19 protein-coding genes are annotated in these 21613 nt (G+C 45.5%); 13 read left to right on the top strand and 6 right to left on the bottom strand.

Going from position 1 to position 21613, the window contains the following annotated elements:
- Nucleotides 1-20: 20 nt before the first annotated feature.
- On the bottom strand, nt 21-1034 hold the full coding sequence (locus KKA81_01755) for an NAD-dependent epimerase/dehydratase family protein (protein ID MBU2649634.1): 1014 nt from the start codon (nt 1032-1034) through the stop codon (nt 21-23).
- 98 nt (nt 1035-1132) lie between these two features.
- Between KKA81_01755 and KKA81_01750 the strand changes: the two genes are divergently transcribed.
- Together KKA81_01750 and KKA81_01745 are read left to right on the top strand one after the other, a co-directional pair.
- On the top strand, nt 1133-2407 hold the full coding sequence (locus tag KKA81_01750; GenBank protein ID MBU2649633.1) for a tyrosine--tRNA ligase: 1275 nt from the start codon (nt 1133-1135) through the stop codon (nt 2405-2407).
- Between the two features lie 151 nt (nt 2408-2558).
- Entirely contained in the window at nt 2559-2930 is a 372-nt protein-coding gene (locus tag KKA81_01745) for a four helix bundle protein (protein MBU2649632.1), read from the top strand.
- A gap of 62 nt (nt 2931-2992) precedes the next feature.
- Here KKA81_01745 and cysS read toward each other — a convergent pair whose 3' ends face one another.
- Together cysS and kbl are read right to left on the bottom strand one after the other, a co-directional pair.
- Complete coding sequence (gene cysS / locus KKA81_01740) at nt 2993-4462, bottom strand: cysteine--tRNA ligase (GenBank protein MBU2649631.1); 1470 nt, start codon at nt 4460-4462, stop codon at nt 2993-2995.
- 78 nt (nt 4463-4540) lie between these two features.
- Nucleotides 4541-5734, bottom strand: coding sequence for a glycine C-acetyltransferase (gene kbl, locus KKA81_01735; protein ID MBU2649630.1), 1194 nt, complete (start codon nt 5732-5734; stop codon nt 4541-4543).
- A gap of 187 nt (nt 5735-5921) precedes the next feature.
- On the opposite strand from kbl, the gene KKA81_01730 reads away from it, so the two are divergent.
- The 4 genes from KKA81_01730 to KKA81_01715 all read left to right on the top strand — a co-directional run bounded on the left by KKA81_01730 (nt 5922) and on the right by KKA81_01715 (nt 9102).
- Nucleotides 5922-6884: an NAD-dependent epimerase/dehydratase family protein gene (locus KKA81_01730; GenBank protein ID MBU2649629.1), complete on the top strand. Its 963-nt coding sequence runs from the start codon at nt 5922-5924 to the stop codon at nt 6882-6884.
- A gap of 179 nt (nt 6885-7063) precedes the next feature.
- On the top strand, nt 7064-8137 hold the full coding sequence (gene mnmA / locus KKA81_01725) for a tRNA 2-thiouridine(34) synthase MnmA (GenBank protein MBU2649628.1): 1074 nt from the start codon (nt 7064-7066) through the stop codon (nt 8135-8137).
- A gap of 322 nt (nt 8138-8459) precedes the next feature.
- Nucleotides 8460-8795 (top strand): iron-containing alcohol dehydrogenase, encoded by a 336-nt coding sequence (locus KKA81_01720; protein ID MBU2649627.1) that lies wholly within the window; start codon nt 8460-8462, stop codon nt 8793-8795.
- Nucleotides 8785-9102: an iron-containing alcohol dehydrogenase gene (locus tag KKA81_01715; GenBank protein ID MBU2649626.1), complete on the top strand. Its 318-nt coding sequence runs from the start codon at nt 8785-8787 to the stop codon at nt 9100-9102. Before KKA81_01720 ends, KKA81_01715 begins: the two co-directional genes overlap by 11 nt.
- Before the next feature lie 34 nt (nt 9103-9136).
- Here the strand turns inward: KKA81_01715 and KKA81_01710 are convergent, their stop codons facing one another.
- From KKA81_01710 to KKA81_01700, 3 genes are all read right to left on the bottom strand, one after another.
- Nucleotides 9137-11335 (bottom strand): elongation factor G, encoded by a 2199-nt coding sequence (locus tag KKA81_01710; GenBank protein MBU2649625.1) that lies wholly within the window; start codon nt 11333-11335, stop codon nt 9137-9139.
- A 120-nt stretch (nt 11336-11455) separates the two neighbouring features.
- A complete protein-coding gene (locus KKA81_01705) occupies nt 11456-12433 on the bottom strand; it encodes an adenosine kinase (protein ID MBU2649624.1) in 978 nt (325 codons plus the stop codon).
- A gap of 89 nt (nt 12434-12522) precedes the next feature.
- On the bottom strand, nt 12523-13644 hold the full coding sequence (locus KKA81_01700; protein ID MBU2649623.1) for a glycosyltransferase family 4 protein: 1122 nt from the start codon (nt 13642-13644) through the stop codon (nt 12523-12525).
- 302 nt (nt 13645-13946) lie between these two features.
- On the opposite strand from KKA81_01700, the gene KKA81_01695 reads away from it, so the two are divergent.
- The 7 genes from KKA81_01695 to KKA81_01665 all read left to right on the top strand — a co-directional run.
- Nucleotides 13947-14630 carry a polysaccharide biosynthesis/export family protein gene (locus tag KKA81_01695; GenBank protein ID MBU2649622.1) on the top strand — a complete coding sequence of 228 codons (684 nt, stop codon included), beginning with the start codon at nt 13947-13949 and terminating at the stop codon, nt 14628-14630.
- An 18-nt stretch (nt 14631-14648) separates the two neighbouring features.
- A complete protein-coding gene (locus KKA81_01690; protein ID MBU2649621.1) occupies nt 14649-16928 on the top strand; it encodes an AAA family ATPase in 2280 nt (759 codons plus the stop codon).
- 16 nt (nt 16929-16944) lie between these two features.
- Complete coding sequence (gmd, locus tag KKA81_01685) at nt 16945-18060, top strand: GDP-mannose 4,6-dehydratase (GenBank protein MBU2649620.1); 1116 nt, start codon at nt 16945-16947, stop codon at nt 18058-18060.
- Nucleotides 18053-19027 (top strand): GDP-L-fucose synthase, encoded by a 975-nt coding sequence (locus KKA81_01680; protein ID MBU2649619.1) that lies wholly within the window; start codon nt 18053-18055, stop codon nt 19025-19027. Before gmd ends, KKA81_01680 begins: the two co-directional genes overlap by 8 nt.
- 3 nt (nt 19028-19030) lie before the next feature.
- On the top strand, nt 19031-19909 hold the full coding sequence (locus tag KKA81_01675) for an ABC transporter permease (GenBank protein MBU2649618.1): 879 nt from the start codon (nt 19031-19033) through the stop codon (nt 19907-19909).
- A gap of 10 nt (nt 19910-19919) precedes the next feature.
- Nucleotides 19920-21182, top strand: a complete 1263-nt coding sequence (locus tag KKA81_01670) for an ABC transporter ATP-binding protein (protein ID MBU2649617.1) — start codon at nt 19920-19922, stop codon at nt 21180-21182.
- Between the two features lie 3 nt (nt 21183-21185).
- On the top strand, nt 21186-21613 hold a 428-nt coding region (locus KKA81_01665), incomplete at its 3' end, for a glycosyltransferase family 2 protein (GenBank protein ID MBU2649616.1).

The raw sequence follows: 21613 nt of genomic DNA, 5'->3' as shown, positions 1-21613 counted from the left end.
TCAGATTTGCACAGATTGAATTATTTGAAATAATACTTTTTAAAAAGCTGATAAAGTTCCCGGATTGTTTGATCAATGTCGGTGAACTCAAATCCAATCCTTTCACAGATCTTATCACTTGAATACCGGTAGGTAGTCATGGCCGTTCTGGCTGTTTCGCGGGTGATAAGGGGGGATTTGCCTGTGATAAGGCTTTTCACTTTTTCCGCCCTCCAGGATACCTCACTCATGAACTTGTTCACCTTTATGGAAGGTCTTTTCTTTCCCATCACATCAGCCATGATGTTAAAGAGTTCCTGGTAAGTCAGGTTGGCGGCATTCAGGATGAAGCGTTCATTGCGGATATCGCTTTCCATCAGCAAGCGCATAGCCCGCGACACATCTCTTGCATCCACATATCCGTTTACGCCCAGGGTATAGTATTTCAGTCCATTCCAGGCGGTCTCAAACATCTGTGTGCTACCCTGGTCGGGTTGTGCAAAACCCAGGATGATGGAGGGATTCACGATATTCGCATCCAGACCTTCCTCCATGCCCCGCCATACTTCTCTTTCCGCGCCATACTTGCTGATGGCATAATAGGAATTTTCACGGGAGGTTTTCCATTCGGTGTGTTCATCTACCATTCCATCGTTTTCTGCCCTTCCCAGGGCGGCGATGGAACTTACATGGCACAGTTTTTTTACATTACCGGCCAGGGCTACATTCACGACGTTGGCAGTACCTTCAACGTTGATTTTCATCATCATGGCCCTTCCCTTAGGATGAAAAGAAACCACACCGGCGGCATGATAAACATGGTCAACATCAACCATGGCATCTTCCAGGGAAGGAACATCCAGGATATCGCCTTTCACCCATTGGATGCGGCCGAACAACTCCATTCCAGGGTCTTCATAAGCTTCAAAAACCTTCCTGGCAAGCTCAATTTTTTCAGGATCTCTGAAGATGGCCCTGACCGGGATATTTTTCCTGGCCAGTTCCAGCAAGAGATGAGATCCTACAAGCCCCGTTCCTCCTGTAACCAGATTCATTGGGCAAAGCTAAGAAATTATGGGCAACACAATGGTTTGTATACAATTTTGAATATACAATACATCGAAAAAACTATATTTGCAAAAAAAGCCTCAACATGAATTTTATTGATGAACTACGTTGGCGGGGGATGATCCATGATATGATCCCGGGCACGGAAGAACAGCTTAACAAGGAAATGACCGCAGGATACATCGGGTTTGACCCTACGGCAGACTCACTGCATATCGGAAGTCTGGCCACCATCATGCTGCTTGTACATTTTCAGCGGCACGGTCACAAACCGGTGGTATTGGTAGGCGGAGCGACAGGTATGGTCGGGGATCCTTCAGGTAAATCACAGGAAAGGAACCTTTTGGATGCGGAAACGCTGCAGATAAACCTGGCGGGACAAACAAAACAACTGAAGAAATTCCTGGATTTTAATTGCGGGGAAAGCTCTGCTGTGGTAGTCAATAATTACGACTGGTTCAAAGATTACAAATTCCTGGATTTTATTCGTGACATTGGCAAGCATATCACGATCAATTACATGATGTCGAAAGACTCGGTGCAGAAAAGGCTGGAAACCGGGCTTTCCTTCACCGAATTTTCTTATCAGCTGGTTCAGGGCTATGATTTCCTGTATTTATATGAGAATCTGAACTGCAAGTTGCAGATGGGCGGATCGGATCAATGGGGCAATATCACAACCGGAAATGAATTGATACGCAGGATGAAGGGTGGGGAAGCCTATGCACTGACCACTCCGTTGGTCACCAAAGCCGATGGCGGCAAATTCGGAAAAACAGAATCGGGCAACGTTTGGCTTGACCCCGAAAGGACATCTCCATATGCTTTTTATCAGTTCTGGCTAAACGTTTCCGATGAAGATGCCGAAAGGTATATCAAAATCTTCACCTTGTTTAGCCAGGAAGAGATCGAAGAGATCACCCTCAGGCATAAAGAAGCGCCGCATCTGCGGGAGCTTCAGAAGGCACTGGCCAAAGATATCACCATCCGCGTGCATTCGGAAGAAGAATACCTTGCTGCCGTTGAAGCATCGGAAATATTATTCGGTAAAGGCACCACCGACACCTTGAAGAAACTGGATGAACGTACCCTGCTCAGCATCTTCGATGGGGTGCCCCAAAGCCAGGTTTCCAGGGAAGAGATCCTTTCAGGAATACCACTTGTCGATTTCCTCACCGAAAAAACCAACATCTTTCCTTCCAAAGGTGAAGCCAGAAGAATGCTGAAAGACAACGGGGTTTCAGTCAACAAAACCAAAGTTCAGGAAGATTTCGTGGTTTCCAAAAACGACCTGCTGAATGACAAATACATACTGGTTCAAAAGGGGAAGAAGAATTATTATTTAATAGTAAGCAAATAGATCGCAGATCGCAGAGATCAGATCGCAGATCGCAGAGATCAGATCGCAGAGATCAGATCGAAGATCTAATTTGGATGTAAAATTTTTCGACTTCAAATGGAATATTTTGGATTTTAAGGTACTAATGGTTAGATGGTAAAACTTTTAGTACATGAATCGAAATTCATTTGAAAATCGCCTTTTGGAGTTTGTTTCCCGGGTAATCCGGTTGACAAAGGGAATTCCCATGTCCCAGGAGAAAAATATTATTACAAATCAGATCGTTAGATCCAGTATTTCCGTTGCCCTGAATTATGCAGAATCGGGCAGTGCAGAATCCCGAAAGGATTTCATTCATAAACTTAGAATAAGTTTAAAAGAAATGAGAGAAACCCATATGGCTTTGAAAATCATCATTGGATCATTTGAAATAAAAGATATAGAAGAAATGGATTTTCTTCTAAAAGAAAGCAATGAAATAATATCTATACTTGTATCCAGTATCAATACCGCAACAAAAAACATGACAACTAGAATATCGTAAATCCCCAAGCAAAAAATCGCACATAGATCTGCGATCTGCGATCTGCGATCTGAGATCTGAGATCATTTCCTCTCCCAAACCGCTCCTTCCTTCGTATCTTTCACCACAACTCCCAGCTCTGCCAGCGCATCCCTTATCCTGTCAGAAGTAGCAAAGTCCTTATTCTTCTTCGCTTCCTGACGGAGAGAAAGCATGGTATCAATCAGTTTTGCCGTAAGCATATCATCACTGCCTCCCTCCTCTTCCCGCTTGAGTCCAAGGATGTCGAATACGAAAGTATTGTAAAGACCGGTCAGCTTTTTAAGGTCTTCCGCGTTAAGAGATGCTTTGCCATCATTAACACTGTTAATAATTCTAACGGCGTTAAATAAGTGTGATATCAGGACGGGGCTGTTGAAGTCGTCGTCCATGGCATCGTAGCATTGTTTTTCCAGGAGGGCGATGTTTTCCGTGCTTTTATCGGAAGCATTCAGCTTTTTCAGTGTTTGTGATGCATTCATCAATTTTTCAAGGCCTTTTTCGGAGGCTTGCAGGGCTTCGTTGGAGAAGTCAAGCGTACTGCGATATTGTGCCTGCAGCATAAAAAAGCGGATGGTCATGGGGCTGTATGCTTTCACCAGGAGAGGATGATCACCGCTGAAGAACTGGTTGAGAGATACAGCGTTTCCGAGTGATTTTCCCATCTTCTGCCCGTTGATGGTGACCATATTATTGTGCAGCCAGTATTTCACCGGCATTTTACCGTTGGCAGCAACCGATTGTGCAATTTCCGATTCATGGTGGGGGAAGAGCAGATCCATACCACCACCGTGGATATCAAAAACTTCTCCCAGGTATTTGGTCCCCATGGTGGAGCATTCGAGGTGCCAGCCGGGATAGCCGTTGCTCCATGGGGAAGGCCAGCGCATGATATGTTCCGGTGTAGCCTTTTTCCAGAGCGCAAAATCGGCGCTGTTCTTCTTTTCTTCCTGTCCTTCCAGTTCACGGGTAAAAGCGAGCAGTTCATCTACTTTTCTTCCTGACAGTATCCCGTATTGATGGTCGTTATTATATTTTTCAATATCAAAATAAACCGAGCCGTTTTTCTCGTAGGCATATCCTTTTTCCAGGATGGCTTTGACCATTTCTATCTGTTCGATGATATGGCCGGAGGCGTGAGGTTCTATGCTGGGGGAAAGCACGTTCAGCTGGTCCATATTGTGATGGTAGCTATTGGTATAATACTGAACTACTTCCATGGGCTCCAGTTCTTCCAGCCGGGCTTTTTTGCCGATCTTGTCTTCGCCGGCATCGGCATCATTTTCCAGGTGGCCAACATCGGTAATATTCCTCACATATCTAACTTTATATCCAAGGTGCTTCAGATAGCGGAAGATAAGGTCGAAGGTAATGGCCGGGCGGGCGTGCCCCAGGTGGCCTTCCCCGTAAACGGTCGGACCGCACACATACATGCCGACAAAGGGAGGGTTAATGGGTTCGAAGGCTTCCTTTTTCCTGGATAATGAATTATAGACCTGTAGATTATTTTGCATGGTTGAGAAATATGTTTTACAAAAATAAAAAAAGCCCGGCAAGCAAGGCCAGGCTTTTTGCGGTTAATATAGATTCTTTTATTTGATAACGCCAAGCTCCTTGCCCACTTTGGTAAAACCGGCGATACATTTATCAAGATGTTCTTTCTCATGTGCAGCGCTGAGCTGAACGCGGATACGTGCCAATCCCTTGGGTACAACGGGATAATAGAATCCGATGACGTAAATACCTTCATCGAGGAGTTTTGCGGCCATTTCCTGTGAAAGCTTTGCATCGTAAAGCATAACTGCGCAAATAGCAGATTTCGAAGGTTTGATGTCGAATCCTGCTGCCTTCATCTTTTCCATGAAATATTCGGTATTCCAGTGCAGTTTATCCTGCAGTTCGTTGGTTTCCGTCATCATATCGAACATTTCGATACCGGCGCCGACAGCGGCAGGGATGAGGGAGTTGGAGAACAGATAAGGTCTGGAGCGCTGACGGAGCAGTTCGATGATCTCCTTACGGCCGGTAGTGAAACCACCGATACCACCACCAAAGGCTTTACCAAGGGTTCCGGTAATGATATCCACTTCGCCGCGAATATTGAACAATTCGGTGACACCGCGTCCGGTCTTACCAACAACACCGGCTGAATGGCATTCGTCGACCATGATGAGAGCATCGTATTTCTTGGCTAACTCGTTAATTTTATCCATCGGGGCTACATTACCGTCCATGGAGAAAACACCGTCGGTGACGATAATCTTGAATCTTGCAGTCTGGGAAGCTTCTTTCAGCTTTTCTTCCAGGTCAGCCATATCGGCGTTCTCATAACGGAAACGCTGAGCCTTGCAAAGTCTTACTCCATCGATGATGGAAGCATGATTCAAAGAATCGGATATGATGGCATCCTCAGCTGTGAACAAGGGCTCAAAAACACCACCGTTAGCATCAAAACAGGCAGCATACAGGATGGTGTCTTCTGTTCCGAAAAAGTCGGCGATCTTTTTCTCAAGAGTCTTGTGAATATCCTGTGTACCACAGATGAACCTTACTGACGACATACCGAAACCATGAGAATCAAGAACTTCCTTCGAAGCTTTGACAAGCCTGGGGTGATTTGAAAGTCCAAGGTAATTGTTGGCACAAAAATTCAGGACTTCCTGCCCGGTATTCAGGCTGATGGGGGCACCCTGGGGTGATACGATGATCCGCTCATTTTTAAAGAGACCGGCTTCCTTAATTTCATGCAACTCCTTCTGGAGATGCTCCTTCATTTTTCCGTACATATTCGTTTTGTTTATTAGAATTGAACTGTTAAGCATTTCACAAACTGGTGCAAATATAGAATTTAAAAATTTAATTTTCAGATATTGTGGGTATAAAGTTTCCTCATCAAAATGGGCGGCATATCAAATTTGTTATATTTTTGCCCAAAATTTTGTTAATCATTTAACACTAAAATACCCTGTCGCTATGAAAAATATTTTGATCATCGGAACAGCCGGACAGATCGGTTCAGAACTGGCAATGAGGCTGCGTGAGGTTTACGGAAGCAATAATGTGGTAGCAGGTTACCGCAAGACCATGCCAACGAGTGACGTTATGGAATCCGGTCCTTCGGAAATGGTAGATGCCACCGAGCCTGAAAAGATCGCAGAAATCGTAAGGAAATATAAGATTGACACCATTTACAACCTGGCAGCTCTTCTTTCGGCGGTAGCTGAGAAGAATCCCCAGGCCGCATGGAATGTTGGCGTAAACGGTGTTTACAATGTGCTTGAAGTAGCCCGCGAAAACAACTGCGCCGTATTTTTCCCCAGTTCTATCGGTGCTTTTGGGCCATCTACCCCGCTCGACGACACTCCGCAGGATACTATTCAGCGCCCGTCCACCATGTACGGTGTAACGAAAGTGGCAGGAGAGTTACTCAGTGACTATTATTTCAAACGTTTCGGAGTTGATACCAGAGGGCTTCGTTATCCGGGGATCATCTCCAACGTGACTCTTCCCGGCGGCGGCACCACCGACTATGCCGTGGAGATCTATTACGAAGCCATCAAACATAAGAAATTTACCTGTCCCTTACCTGCCGGCACTTTCCTCGACATGATGTATATGCCTGACGCTCTTGACGCTGCCATCGACCTGATGGAAGCCGACCCGTCGAAACTGAAACACCGCAATGCTTTTAACGTTTCTGCCATGAGCTTTGACCCTGAGATCATCGCTGCTGAGATCAGAAAACATATACCCGATTTCAAAATGGATTACGATGTTGATCCCGTGAAGAAAAGCATTGCAGACTCATGGCCCAATAATATGGATGACAGTGCCGCCCGTGAAGAGTGGGGCTGGGACCCGAAATTCGGCCTCGAAGCCATGACAGTGGATATGCTGAAGGTGATCGGGGAGAAACATAAAGAAGGAATGATATAATCGGAGATCGGAGATCGCAGATCGGAGATCGCAGATCGCAGATCGCAGATCGAAGAAAGAAATCGCAGATCGAAGAAAGAAATAGGAGATCGCAGATCGGAGATCGAAGAAAGAAATCGCAGATCGCAGAATTAGATCTAAGATATACGATCTGCGATCTGCGATCTGATATCTATAGAATGAACATCGCTTCCCTTGTCAGTGGAGGAGTTGACAGCTCCGTTACCATCCCCATCCTGAAAGATATGGGGTATGAGCCTGATATTTTTTATATCAGGATTGCTATGGAAGATGAGCCGGGATTCACCGACTGCCCTTCGGAGGAAGACATTGAGATCACGACATTTATTGCGAAAAAGTATGGTTGCCGGATGGAGATCGTCGATCTGCAGAAGGAATACTGGGAAAGTGTGGTTGATTACACACTGAAAACCGTAAAGCAAGGATTCACACCCAACCCGGATGTGATGTGCAACCGTCTGATAAAATTCGGAAGCTTCAGGGATCGTTACGGGAGCTCCTACGATAAAATCAGTACGGGACATTATGCCGGCACAACGGAAAAGAACGGGGTAATTTATCTTACCACAGCGGCGGACAAAAGAAAAGACCAGACCTATTTCCTGGGCAGGATCACTAACGACCAGCTGCAACAGGTTATGTTCCCGATCGGGCATTTGCAGAAAGCGGAAGTCAGGGCGATGGCTGAAGAAATGCGCTTGCCCAGCGCGCACCGGCCCGATAGCCAGGGAATCTGTTTCCTGGGGAAAATCAATTATGCCGAGTTCATCCGAAAATACACAGGCGAAAAACCGGGTAAAATAATCGAGCTTGAAACAGGGAAGATCCTTGGAGAGCATCGCGGCATCTGGTTCCATACCATCGGGCAGCGAAAAGGGCTTGGACTCGGGCAAGGACCCTGGTTTGTCGTACAAAAGAACATTGCGGAAAATATCATCTTCGTTTCCAACGGTTATGACCCGATAGCACAATACAAAGAAGAGATCATCCTGGAAGATTTCCTGTTTATAAATGAAAAACCCGACCGCGATTACACAACAGGGCAAAAGGTCAGCTTCAAGATAAGACATCAGCCTGAATTTGGCGAGGGTATTATGCTTCAGGCCGGGGATGTTTTCAGGATAAAGAGCAACAAACCGGTAGCAGGCGTAGCACCAGGGCAGTTCGGTGTAATCTATGATGAACACCGGGAAATTTGCCTGGGAAGCGGTGTAATCAGCGAGCAGGAATAAAAACCATCGGCGTTTTCTGTTGTTTAATTAAGTGACTGAAGTTTCGCATTAAATTCTGTTCGCTTTTTTTAGCATACCCACCCCCCAGCCCCCTCCCTGCTGGCAGGGAGGGGGGGTGTGCTAATTCTACTTTGTGAAAAATAATATAAGTAGCAAGTAAGTAAAAATAATTTGAGAATGGATTTTAGCATACCAATTATTGAAAGCTACTATCTGATTTATCAAACATTTGATTAGCGCGTTCCCCCTCCCTGCCAGCAGAGGGGGCCAGGGGGTGGGTACAAATTTTTTAAGCATTTCATAAACTGTCAAAAAATAAAATATGGAAAATTTCATTCTTTACAATCCAACCAAACTTTATTTCGGAAGGGATGTTGTAGCGGGACTTGGCAAAACAGTTGAGAGCCTCGGAAAGACAGCATTACTGGTTTACGGTGGTGGTTCGATCAAAAGAAATGGCATTTACGACCAGATCATGGCACAGTTGGAAGGCAGGGGAATAAGGGTCATCGAATATTCCGGTATAAAACCCAATCCTTTGGTGGATGATGTGGACAAAGCTTCGGAGCTTGCCAGGAAGGAAAAGGTTGATTTCATTGTCGCCGTGGGTGGCGGGAGCGTGATCGACTCTGCCAAAGTCATGTCGGTTGCTGTATGATATACCTCATGGAGCTTCACTTTCCATAGTTTATCCGGCATGGCTCAGGTTGCATCTCGGGAAGATCCCCGGAAGGATACAGGAATTGGTAAAAAACCTTTTCGGGACGGAAACGGCCGAAGAAGGCATAGAAGCATTGGAGAAATTCTTTGTTTCGATCGGAAGTCCTGTAAGGCTATCCATGATGCAAATACCCGATATTGATCATGATCTTATCCTGGATACCATGATTGCCAACAATGTAGGAGGTAATGTACACAAGTTAAGTCAGGATGATTACCAGGAACTGATAAAGCTTTTCAGGTAAAACGAAAAGCCCGGTTTCCCGGGCTTTTTTATTGCTATTCGTCTTCTTTCTTGCTTTCCTCGTATTCTTTCAGGAGTTTATCCTGTACATCGGGTGGCACCTGGGCATATTCGGCATACTTCATGTTGTAGGTTGCGCGTCCGCTGGTCAGTGAACTCAGTGCGGTTGAGTAGCGGCTCATTTCAGCCAGGGGTACTTTAGCGCGGATGGTTCCGCCTTCCATACCCATGATGATGGCACGCCGTCCCTGCAGGTCCGTCATAACGCTACCCATTTTATCTTCGGGAACCATCACTTCAAGATCGTAAATAGGTTCCAGGATCTTGGGAGCAGCTTCCTTGAAAGCCATGCTGAAGGCTGCACGTCCTGCAAGTTTGAAAGAGATTTCATTACTATCGACCGGGTGCATCTTACCATCGTAAACGCATACCCTGATGTCGCGGGCATATGAACCCGTAAGAGGCCCTTCTTCTATCCTTTCCATGATTCCTTTGAGGATGGCAGGAAGGAAGCGTGCGTCGATGGAACCGCCTACGATACAGTTGTAAAAGATCAGTTTTCCGCCCCATTCCAGTTCAATCTCATCCTTACCCCTGACGCTTACGGCCAGTTCGGTCTCACTTTTCTGTATGCTGAGGGGATTGACCGACGACATGCTCATGGTCTGCTTCAGCTTGTACTTTGAAGGTTCGGGCATGCCTTCTTCATAAGGTTCGATAAGCATATAAACCTGTCCGAACTGTCCTGAGCCCCCCGACTGTTTCTTATGCAGATAACTTGCTTGTGAGTGTTTTGTGATGGTTTCCCGGTAGGGAATTTTAGGTGTAAGAAATTCGACAGGGATCTTATACTGGTTTTCCAGATGCCATTTCACGATGTTCAGGTGTAATTCGCCCTGACCCTGCATGATCATCTGTTTTAACTCTTTGTAGTAAGCGGCAACCATGGTTTGGTCCATACGATGGATCTCATTAAGTGCAGCACCCAGCTTTTCATCATCGGCCTGGTTCTTTGCTTTGATAGCGACGCGGAACTTAGGATCCGGGAAAACGATGGGAGGTACCTTCTCATCCGAAGTCTTTGGTGAATTGAGTGTCTGGTTGGTGCGGCTATTCTTCAGCTTGATGGTGGCCGCAATGTCTCCGGCATAGACTTTATCTATCTTATCGCGGTTCTTTCCTGAGAAAGCAAAGACCTGGGAGATCCTTTCCTTGGTGGCATTATTGCCATTGATAAGATCCATACCTTCGGTAATTTCTCCGCTATAGAGTTTGAAGAAAGATACTTCTCCGAGATGGGATTCTATGGTAGTCTTAAAAATGAAAGCACAGACAGGATCCGAAGCATTGCATTTCAATTCTTTTCCCGACAGGGTTTTCACCAGGGGCATTTCATTCGGTGCGGGAGCATTGTTGGCAATAAACTCCAGAAGGCGGCCTACACCCATGTTTTGTTTGGCATTGATGCAGAGAACCGGGAAGAATCCGCGGTTTAAAAGACCTATCTTCAATCCGTTCTGAATATCCTCTTCCGACAAAGTTCCCTGGTCGAAATACTTCTCCATCAGGGCTTCATCGTTAGCGGCCAGGTCTTCGATCATGGCAGCCTGCAATTCCTCGGCTTTACCTTTTTCGCTATCCGGAATATCCAGGATCTGAGGTTTACCTCCATCCTGCGGATATTTGTACAATTTCATTTTCAGCAGGTCTATCACCGAATCAAAGCCCACACCGGTATTTACCGGATATTGCACCATTGTGATCCCACCTCCGAAATGGTGTTTCAACTGGGTAAGTGTTTCATCCCAGTTTGAGTTTTCATGTTCGAGGTGGTTGATGGCAAAAATAACGGGTTTATTATTTTTCTCCGAGTGCCGCCAGGTGACTTCGGTGCCCACCTCCACACCATTCTGGGCATTAACAACCATCACGGTGGTGTCGGCGACCTTGAGGGAGGATATGACCTCACCTACGAAATCATCGAAACCCGGGGTATCGATAATATTGATCTTTTTATCGGCATGTTCGGTGTACATCACTGAAGCAAACACAGAATTCTGCCTTTCAAGCTCTATTTCCCGGTAGTCGGAAACCGTGTTTTTATCGTCAATACTTCCTCTTCTGTTGATCACGCCGCCCTCAAAGAGCATGCATTCCGACAATGTCGTTTTACCGGTTTTAGCGCCCCCGATAAGAGCGATATTCCGGATGTCCTGTGTTTGATATACCTTCATTGTTTAATACTTGTATTACTATTACCTGAAAATTAGGGCTGCAAAAGTAAAAAAATCCTGCCTCAAATAAAAAAAACTACTGATTTATTTACTAATGGTAAAGGGGGAGTGATTTTAACATTACAAAAGTAGTGAAACCTGATCCATGATCTTTGCCCATCGATGGTCGTCCATCCTGGCTCCAACGACTTCAATGATATTACCTGCGAGGATAGATCCAATTTTCCCGCAGTTCTCCGGGGAGCAGCCGTTAACGAGCCCATACAGGAAACCCGAAGCATAAAGGTCACCGGCGCCGGTAGTATCAATGCAATGGGCAGGGATAGCATCAATATGGAAAACCTGGTTTTTACTTTTAACCAGGGAGCCATTGGGGCCTGTTTTCACAATGGCATAATCTGCCAGGTCTCCCAGGATTTCAAGAGCCCGGTATGGATCCATCCCGGTAAAAGCTTTGGCTTCTTCCTCATTGGCAAAGATTATGTCAACCTGTTCACTCAGAAGTTTTTCCAGGAAATTTCTGTGTTCATCCACCACATTATAGCTGGCAAGATCGATGGAGATCAGCAATCCTGCTTTGCGTGCCAGTTCCACAGCACGGGTGATCAGTGGATAATTCTGTACCAGATAACCTTCAATATGCAGGATATGAAATCCGGTGAAATGGTTTTCCAGAAGGTCTTCGGCAATAAGTTCCAGGGCGGCACCCAGATGTGTTGCAAAGGTCCGCTCCGAATCGGCACTTATCAGGGCAACAGCTCTTCCTGAATGTGTAAGGCTAACCATAAGTTTAGGCAGGATACGGTTCAGGGCCAGGTCATCCGCGTATGCGCGACCATATTCATCGTTACCGATCTTCCCGATAAAAGCTGCTTCCACACCGAGCCTGGCCAGCCCGTATATCGTATTGGAAGCAGAGCCCCCTGCTGTAACCGAGCGGGGAAGATGAGCGCTGGCACCAAGAACATGGTTGGAAGTATCCAGATCCACAAGCTGCATGCTTCCTTTGGGAAGATGCAAATCAATCAACAGGCGGTCATCATCCAGTGAGGTCATGATATCCACCAAAGCATTTCCGATTCCGATGACTTTATGCATAAGGGTGTTATGTGGTGCAAAGCTAAGAAAAAAATGGGTTGTCCCGGCTTACGCCGGGATGTCCCGGCTTACGCCGGGATGACGTAAGGTTAGGAGTAAGGTTTTATTAAATTCAGGACGGATTGGGCCCAGTGGTCCCAGTTGAGTAATTTGTCGTATGTTTCTCTTGATGATTTAGAGAGGGGGAGGTATTCGGCTTCGTAGTGGGTATAAACTTCTTTCACAATTTCTGCATAATCTCTACCCGAGGAACCTTCCGGGAGGAGGAACCCTGTTTTCCCTCCAACGAGTGCGTTGGAGACACCTCCGGTATCGGGGCCGAGGGAGGGCATTCCATAAGCACTTGCTTCGCAGAAAACGACTCCGAAGCATTCGGCCTGGGTGGGTAAAAGAAGAAAATGCCTTGTCAGCATCAACTCATCCCATTGCTTTTTCCCCTCCGGGGTATTCTTATTGATGAAAGAAATGATCTCAACGCCTTCAATCCTCCTCGCTTCAGGAGGGTCACAACCCAGAATGGTCAGATCACAGGGAAACCCTTCTTTCCTGAGGTGAAGATATGCGTCAAGCACAATCTGTCCCCCTTTTCTCTCCCACTCCATACCCAGGAAGAGCAGCCTGCATTTTTCCCCTTTATCTCTATGAATAACTTTTTCAAAGGGCAGTATTTCCTCTTCCCTGAGGTTTGCACCAAAAGGGATCACATGAACCCTGGAGGGATCCGCTCCGTAATCCTGAATGGCACTTCGTGCCGCCCATTCCGATGAAAATACACATAAATCTGCATTCCCCAGAGCTTTCTTTTCAACGGCAATGCTTTCCCGGTAACTGAAAAACGTGAATCCCGAAAACCATTCGTAATAGTTATACATCAACCTCACCGTGGCATCCGAAACATAAACAAGGGGTATGGTATGGGGTAGTGAACTGATGGCAGTCGACATAGCGGGTGCTATAATAGCATCATAATCATTTTCTTTCAGCAATTTGGTCAGCTTCCTCCGGTAATACCCCGAAGCATAAAAACTATGGGACAGATTGTATTTCAATCCTGATATTTTAATCATCAGCTTATTGAGAAAAGTGATCAACGGTGCCTTTACAACCCTGATCTTTCTCAACTCCACATTATTGTTTCTTTTCTTAAGGGCTTCATACATGAACGTCGAAGTACCTACCCAGGAATCGCGTGTTAAGCTTCTCTCATGCATTAGAAAACAAATTCTCGGGTTCCGGCTTGATTCTGAATGCCTCATGCGTTGAATAACTCTGTTGATAACCTGTTTTTAGAAACCCTAAAAATAACCAAAACCTGTATTATATTTATGCCAGATAAAAAATAATCTTCTGCAAAGCTATTTCCAGCTATCAAAAGCTTGCAGAAGAAGTTGTGTTACATCTTTAGACCGGTCTTATAATGCATAGGAACAGGAATCTGAGATTTTTATGTTATTTTTCTGTCATTGTACTTCTCATACTTTCTTCCTGTATCCCGCAGAGAAAGTTGCTGTTAATGCAGGAAAAGAAGAAGGACAGTGGATTTGTATATGCCGATTCCAGTGATATTGAGGGCACTTACCGTATCCAACCCAATGATAATCTTTATATTGGGGTTACCAGTGTAGAAGGGGTCAATACTGCTTTCTTCAACCCTCCCTTAGCATCCAATACCACGTATTCGGAGAGCAACCAGGTTTTGGTGGGATATTATGTCAATGATGAAGGGTATATATATTTCCCTTTCCTGGGAGAACTTCAGGTACAGGGCATGACACTGGATGAAGCCAGAGACATCCTGACTGAGAGAATTAAGAAATATGTTAATCAACCCATTGTCACCATCAAACTGATCAACAACACCATCAGCCTCATAGGAGAGTTCAACTCCCAGGGTACTTACAGGATAACAAAAGCCAAGCTGACAGTATACGAAGCAGTCTCAATGGCAGGAGGCTTTACGCCTTATGCAAAACTTAATAAAGTAAAGCTTGTAAGGCAAACCACCGATGGACCCATCATTCAAACACTCGATCTTTCAAATAAGGAAATACTTCTTTCGGATTTGTACTATGTTTATCCGAACGATCTCTTGTATGCCGAACCCATGAAAGCCAAGACCTGGGGGATAGGGCCGACATTTTCACTGGCCTTGTTTACATCGCTCATCACACTGTATTTGCTGCTTAAAACCCTATAATTGACCAACATGCCTGATATGATCAGAAGGAACGGAATAGACCTGCTGAAAGTTTTTCATAAGTTTCTGAAAAACTGGTGGTTATTTGTCTTTTCTGTAGGCATTGCGGTTGTCATAGTAAAAGTTAAAGACAAATATGAAGTTCCCATTTACTCCCTGAGCACCCGGCTCATGAGCGAAACGCGCCAGGAGCCGATCCTTCAGCAGGACGGTACAAATACCTTCATTCAATCCAATCCGGTTGAAAACCAGCTAGCCCTGCTTGAATCCAACAGCCAGATAGAAAAGATCATCCGGAAGCTGGATTTTGGGGTATCTTATTATGCCGTTGGGAAATTACGGACAGTTGAGGTATACCATGCCTCCCCTTTCCTGGTTTATTACGACACCCTGCATGCGCAACCCTGGGGTAAAGAAATTCATTTCACAGTTCTATCCCATGAAGAAGTGGAAATAAAAACAGATCCTCCCATAGGCGGACTAAATGGAGTATTTCGTGTTGGGGACACGATAAAAAGCGACCGTTATAAATTCAATATTTCCTGGAAGCCCTATGTAAACAACAACGAGTTTGCAGGAAATCAGTATATGTTCACCATTAACTCCTTTAGCAGTCTTGTTTTCAGTTACCGGTGGAAACTTGATATTTACTATGATAATTCAACGTCCATCATCACTATTTCTACTACAGGCAGGAATATTGATAAGGAAGTGAATTTCCTGAACATGCTTGTGTCGGAGTATATGAAGATCAATCTTCAGCTTAAAACCCAGACCATTGACAATACCATTGCTTTTATCGACAAGCAGCTTAATGATATAGGTCTTTCATTGAAAAACACTGAAGACAGGCTGGAAACCTTCCGTCAGAATAATGACATGATGACCCTCCAGGATAAGACCATCCCTCTCCTGGAAAGAATCAACTCCCTTAGCAAAAATAAGGCAGACAAAATGATGGAGTTGAGATATTATGAATACCTCAGAGATTACATTGTCACCCACGATAATATTGATGACATTGTTTCTCCATCAACGGTTGGAATAACCCTTCCTTTATTTTCGGATATTCTGGGTGAGCTTTCCGACAATTATCTTTTAAAAGAAGACCTGCTGGCAACTACAACGCCTGAAAACCCGGTTATCATCAATTTGGAAACCAAGATTGCCAATCAGAAAAAACTTTTAATAGAGAATATCAGCAACATTGTTCACATCACCCAGCTAAAGATTGATGATTTTGAAAGAAGAATTGAAGAAAATTTAGCTCAATACAGTCAGCTTCCCGGGTTGGAAAGTGAATACATGAATATTCAGCGGTATTATAACCTTGATAATACGATGTACAATTTCCTGCTTCAGAAAAGGGCTGAAGCGGAAATTCAGAAATCCTCCACGGTTTCTGACCTTATTCTGCTTGATAAAGCAAGTGCGGAGAGTGCCTGGAAGATATCGCCAAATTCCAAATCCAACCTTAGCCGTGCAGTGATCCTGGCAATACTGGTTCCGGCTGCTTTTTTGTTTCTCCTTATTATCCTTGACAAAAAGATTTACAACAGCAAGGAGCTTTTACAATACACAGGACTGCCCAGTGCCGGGAAAATACCACACAATAAATCCAGATCTTCTTTTCTTGTTCGGGAGCAACCCAGATCTTTTTTCACGCAATCGCTGCGCCTTGTCATGGCCAACCTGCCTTTCAACCGGGAAGGCAAAGGGCGCACCATCCTGGTAACCTCTTCTGTATCCGGTGAAGGGAAGACTTTCGTTTCACTGAACCTTGCGTTGGTTTATGCGGCCTCAGGAAAAAAGGTGCTGCTGGCTGATTTCGATTTCCAGCATCCATCCCTTTCGAAGATTTTTAAAGATAATCCTGAATCAGGATTGGTTCACACCGACACGGAGAACCTCGACCTGTTGCTACCGGGTATTGCTTCGACTGCTGCAGACAAAGTTTTGCAAAGCACTGGGTTTGCAGATCTTATAGAGGATCTGAAAAAACAATATGATTACATGATCTTCGACAGTGCCCCGCTCGGGTTGCTGGCCGATTCTTTTTACCTGTCGCGTTTCGCTGATATCACGCTGTACGTCGTACGACACCGCAAGACTCCATTACCAGTATTAGACAACATTTTGCAAAACATTCTCGAAAAAGGAAAACTTCCTGGCGTTTGTTTCGTATACAATGACGCCAGGTTCAGGATGCCGGTGACCGAGCAGAAATACTACGGTATGATAGAGAAGACGGGAGTTGTGGACGAGGTAATCCGGAAGATCAGGGACCAAATGACTTAATCAAAAAACTACACATATGTCAAAAGTTGCCCTCATTACTGGTGTTACCGGGCAGGATGGAGCTTACCTTTCCGAGTATTTGCTCAAAAAAGGCTATATCGTGCATGGTATCAAACGGCGTTCTTCGCTTTTCAACACCGACAGGATAGATCATCTATACCAGGATCCCCATGTAGATAATAAGAATTTCATTCTCCATTACGGTGACATGACGGATTCCACCAACCTGATCCGCATAGTTCAGGAAGTACAACCGGATGAGATATATAACATCGCGGCCATGTCGCATGTCCAGGTAAGTTTCGACTCACCGGAGTACACTGCCAATGCGGATGCTGTTGGGGCCTTGCGACTCCTGGAAGCCATACGGCTCCTAAACCTGACGAACAAGACGAAATTTTACCAGGCCTCCACCAGCGAGCTTTACGGGTTGGTGCAGGAGATACCACAAACAGAGAAAACTCCTTTTTATCCACGTTCTCCTTACGGTGTTGCCAAGCTTTATGCTTACTGGATCACAATAAATTACCGTGAAGCTTATGGCATCTTCGCCTGCAACGGGATCCTGTTCAACCATGAAAGCCCTGTCAGAGGTGAAACTTTTGTCACCCGTAAGATCACCCGCGCTGTAGCGCGAATTGCCCTTGGGCTGCAGGATAAATTCTTCCTCGGTAACATGTCGGCCAAACGCGACTGGGGCCATGCAAAAGATTATATCGTAGCTATGTACCTTATGCTGCAACAGGAAAAACCCGACGACTATGTAGTAGCTACCGGAAAGACTACTGAAGTCAGGGAATTCGTAAGGATGGCGTTTGCGGAGGCCGGAATAGTAGTAGAATTCCAGGGTGAGGGTGTGAATGAGAAAGCCGTGGTGAAAGAATGCAATAATCCCAAATATCAAATCAGTAAAGGCAAGATTGTGGTAGAGGTTGATCCAAGGTACTTCAGGCCCACAGAGGTGGATATATTACTGGGAGATCCCAGAAAAGCCATGGAGGTATTGGGATGGGAAGCCAAATATGATGTTAGTGCCCTGGTAAAAGATATGATGGAGTCTGACCTTGTGCTGATGACCAAGGAAAAATACCTCCGCGACGGAGGCTATAAAATCATGAGTTATTATGAATAAGTCAGGGAAAATATTTGTTGCCGGTGCCACAGGAATGGTAGGAAGCGCCATCATCCGGCAACTGGGAAAAACAGGATTTAGCAATATCGTGGGGAATTACCATAGCCGTAAGCCCATGCAGGCAGGTGATGTCAGGTATTTCCCGTTGGATCTGACGGATCAGAAGGCGGTTAGGGAATTTTTCGAAACAGAAAGACCCGACTATATCTTCCTGGCAGCGGCCAAGGTGGGAGGTATCAGTGCCAACGACACCTACCGGGCTCAGTTCATTTATGAAAACCTGCAGATACAGAATAATGTTATACATCAAAGTTACCTGTCAGGTGTGGAAAAGCTGCTCTTCCTGGGAAGTTCGTGTATTTACCCGAAACTCTGCCCCCAGCCCATGAAAGAGGAATACCTGCTGACGGGCGAGCTTGAGCCGACCAACGAACCTTATGCCATAGCGAAAATTGCAGGAATAAAAATGTGTGAGGCATACCGCGACCAGTACGGATGTAACTTCATCTCGGTAATGCCTACTAACCTTTACGGACCTAACGACAATTATAACCTTAACACTTCTCATGTATTCCCGGCACTGATCAGGAAATTCCATGAAGCTGTTATGGAAGATAAAGATTCCGTGGAAATATGGGGTTCCGGTAATCCGAAAAGGGAATTTATGCATGTGGATGACCTGGCGGCAGCCACTATCTTCCTCATGGAGAATTACAATAACAAATCCTTTGTGAATATAGGCTGGGGGGAAGATGTGTCGATCCGTGAACTGGCCATGCTGATCAAAGAAGTATCGGGATTCAGGGGAGAACTGATCTTTGATCCAACGAAACCCGACGGAACCCCAAGGAAGCTCCTCGACACTGCCCGCCTGAGAAACCTTGGTTTTAATCCTTCTATCCCTCTGAAAAAGGGAATAGAAATGGTTTATAAAGATTTTAAACATAATTACGGAACATTGATTTAGCCTATGAGGAACGTGAGCACTCCCAATAATGCTGAGTTTGCCGGTGAGGGCTGGACCATGGTAATCCGGCCGAAAAGGAGCTTGTTTGAGTTAAACCTCAAAGAGATCTGGAGGTACCGTGACCTGATCTTTCTGTTTGTTAAGAGGGATTTCGTCGCAAAATACAAACAAACCATACTGGGTCCACTATGGTTTATACTTCAACCATTACTGACAACCCTGATGTTCACGGTTGTCTTCGGGAAGATTGCCGGGATCCCGACAGAGGGTCTGCCGAATATCCTGTTTTACATGGCCGGCATCGTGGGGTGGAACTATTTCTCCACTTGTCTGAACGACACTTCGGCTACCTTTATCACCAATGCCTCCATTTTCGGAAAGGTTTATTTCCCCAGGATGACCCTGCCGGTGTCTATCGTTATCTCCAGTCTGATAACCTTCGTGATACAGTTCGTTTTCCTTATCGCCTTCATGATCTATTACTATTTGCGTGGTGTCCCGATTCACATTGGGGCGGAGATATTGCTTGTTCCTATATTGGTGATCCTCATGGCAGGATTGGGACTGGGATTTGGTATCATCATTTCTTCACTCACTACCAAATACCGCGATTTGCTGCACCTGGTAAAATTCGGGGTTCAGCTATGGATGTACGCCACACCGATCATTTACCCATTAAGCGAAATCCCTGAAAAATATAAGATATATGTACTGGCTAACCCCATGACTCCGGTCATTGAGACCTTCAAGACGGCCATGCTGGGTGTCGGACAGGTCAATTACATTCAGTTGCTTTATTCTGCCGGGTTTATGGTGATTATACTCGCAATAGGTATTGTGGTTTTTAACAAAGTGGAAAAGAATTTCATGGATACGGTTTAATTCCTGAATTATGTCAAAAGTCGTAATAGAACTCGAAAACATATCCAAACAATACCGCCTGGGCGTGGTTGGTACCGGTACCTTGAGCCACGACCTGAACCGTTGGTGGGCAAAGATCCGTGGTAAGGAAGACCCTACGAAAAAGGTCTCCTCACGTAATGTCCTCCACCAGGTAGATGCCAAATATGTATGGGCTTTGCGCGATGTAAACATGAAGGTGGAAGAAGGCACCGTATTGGGTGTTGTAGGCAAAAACGGAGCCGGCAAATCTACCATGCTGAAGCTTCTTTCGCAGGTTACCGGGCCTACTACCGGAGAGATCCGTGTAAAAGGGCGTATTGCAAGCCTCCTGGAAGTGGGAACAGGATTCCACCCGGAACTTACCGGACGAGATAACATTTATCTCAACGGCGCCATCCTGGGAATGACAAAAAGAGAAATCAACAGGAAATTCGATGAGATCGTTGAATTCTCAGGAGTAAAAAAATATATCGGGACACCTGTGAAAAGGTATTCCAGCGGGATGTACGTGCGACTTGCCTTTGCTGTTGCCGCTCATCTTGAATCAGAGATACTCATCGTTGACGAGGTCCTGGCCGTCGGTGACGCCGAATTCCAGAAAAAAGCCATAGGCAAAATGAAAGATGTTTCGACCTCAGGCCGTACCGTGCTCTTTGTCAGTCATAACCTCACAGCCGTTGAGCAGCTATGCAACAAAGCCGTGCTGATGCAGAACGGCACACTTACCCTCGACGGTTCCGTGGCGGATGTACTCGAAACATACAAGAAGAGCAGCCTGGAGGTTGGGGAGGTCAGACCCTATGGGACAAAACAGGTTGAGTTCCTGGATTATTCCATCCTGGATATGGATGGTAATGAGACTAAAGAGATCACCCTGGGAGATTCCTTTATGGTCAGGGCAGGAATACGTTTTAATGAAGACCTTGATTATACAGACTTTTCCCTTGATATACGAAACGACTCCAACGAGTTTATCGCCCATGTCACCAACATGGATGATGAGTTTGCCATAGAAAATCACCGCAAAGGTGATAAAGAGGTAATTGAGGTAACCATACAGAATTTCTCCCTGGCACCGGGCACATATTATATTTCATTATGGCTGGGCAATATGTATGGGACATTCAACTACCTGGAAAACTGCCTGCGTCTCAGTGTGCGGCAGGGTACAATTTTTATCCGCCGCAACTACCCTTACGACAAACGTTCAAGGGCCGTCCTTCAATCATCGTGGAATTACAACAAAACATAGTAAATGAAATCCATCCCGCTCGTATCGGTCATCATGCCTGTTTACAACGGGGAAAAATACCTCAGACCTGCCATTGAGAGTATCCTGGGTCAGACATTCCGTGATTATGAGTTCATCCTCATCAACGATGGGTCGAAAGACAAAACCCAGGAGATCATTGAAAGTTACAGCGACCCCAGGATCGTTGCGGTAAAACAGGAAAACATGGGTGTGGCCCGATCGCTGAACAAAGGCCTTGCCATGGCACGCGGCAAATATCTCCGCAGGCATGATGCTGATGATGTTTCCCTGCCCGGGCACCTGCAAAGCCAGGTAGACTTTATGGAGTCACATCCTGAATTCAGTCTTGTCTCCGATCAGATAGCCTATATGACAGACCGTGGCAGGAAGGCTCCCCGCTATAGGAATCCAAGAAATGATTTCTTCGCCGG

The sequence above is a fragment of the Bacteroidota bacterium genome, from assembly GCA_018831055.1.
GTDB lineage: Bacteria > Bacteroidota > Bacteroidia > Bacteroidales > B18-G4 > M55B132.
The sequence above is the reverse complement of the archived record's forward strand: the minus strand, read 5'-3'. Positions and strand labels throughout refer to the sequence as shown.

Excerpts from the sequence above, each read along its gene's own strand:
- KKA81_01755 (MBU2649634.1), bottom strand. The coding sequence starts at position 1,034 with ATGAATCTGGTTACAGGAGGAACGGGGCTTGTAGGATCTCATCTCTTG.
- KKA81_01750 (MBU2649633.1), top strand. The coding sequence starts at position 1,133 with ATGAATTTTATTGATGAACTACGTTGGCGGGGGATGATCCATGATATG.
- KKA81_01745 (MBU2649632.1), top strand. The coding sequence starts at position 2,559 with ATGAATCGAAATTCATTTGAAAATCGCCTTTTGGAGTTTGTTTCCCGG.
- cysS (MBU2649631.1), bottom strand. The coding sequence starts at position 4,462 with ATGCAAAATAATCTACAGGTCTATAATTCATTATCCAGGAAAAAGGAA.
- kbl (MBU2649630.1), bottom strand. The coding sequence starts at position 5,734 with ATGTACGGAAAAATGAAGGAGCATCTCCAGAAGGAGTTGCATGAAATT.
- KKA81_01730 (MBU2649629.1), top strand. The coding sequence starts at position 5,922 with ATGAAAAATATTTTGATCATCGGAACAGCCGGACAGATCGGTTCAGAA.
- mnmA (MBU2649628.1), top strand. The coding sequence starts at position 7,064 with ATGAACATCGCTTCCCTTGTCAGTGGAGGAGTTGACAGCTCCGTTACC.
- KKA81_01720 (MBU2649627.1), top strand. The coding sequence starts at position 8,460 with ATGGAAAATTTCATTCTTTACAATCCAACCAAACTTTATTTCGGAAGG.
- KKA81_01710 (MBU2649625.1), bottom strand. The coding sequence starts at position 11,335 with ATGAAGGTATATCAAACACAGGACATCCGGAATATCGCTCTTATCGGG.
- KKA81_01705 (MBU2649624.1), bottom strand. The coding sequence starts at position 12,433 with ATGCATAAAGTCATCGGAATCGGAAATGCTTTGGTGGATATCATGACC.
- KKA81_01700 (MBU2649623.1), bottom strand. The coding sequence starts at position 13,644 with ATGCATGAGAGAAGCTTAACACGCGATTCCTGGGTAGGTACTTCGACG.
- KKA81_01695 (MBU2649622.1), top strand. The coding sequence starts at position 13,947 with ATGCAGGAAAAGAAGAAGGACAGTGGATTTGTATATGCCGATTCCAGT.
- KKA81_01690 (MBU2649621.1), top strand. The coding sequence starts at position 14,649 with ATGATCAGAAGGAACGGAATAGACCTGCTGAAAGTTTTTCATAAGTTT.
- gmd (MBU2649620.1), top strand. The coding sequence starts at position 16,945 with ATGTCAAAAGTTGCCCTCATTACTGGTGTTACCGGGCAGGATGGAGCT.
- KKA81_01680 (MBU2649619.1), top strand. The coding sequence starts at position 18,053 with ATGAATAAGTCAGGGAAAATATTTGTTGCCGGTGCCACAGGAATGGTA.
- KKA81_01675 (MBU2649618.1), top strand. The coding sequence starts at position 19,031 with ATGAGGAACGTGAGCACTCCCAATAATGCTGAGTTTGCCGGTGAGGGC.
- KKA81_01670 (MBU2649617.1), top strand. The coding sequence starts at position 19,920 with ATGTCAAAAGTCGTAATAGAACTCGAAAACATATCCAAACAATACCGC.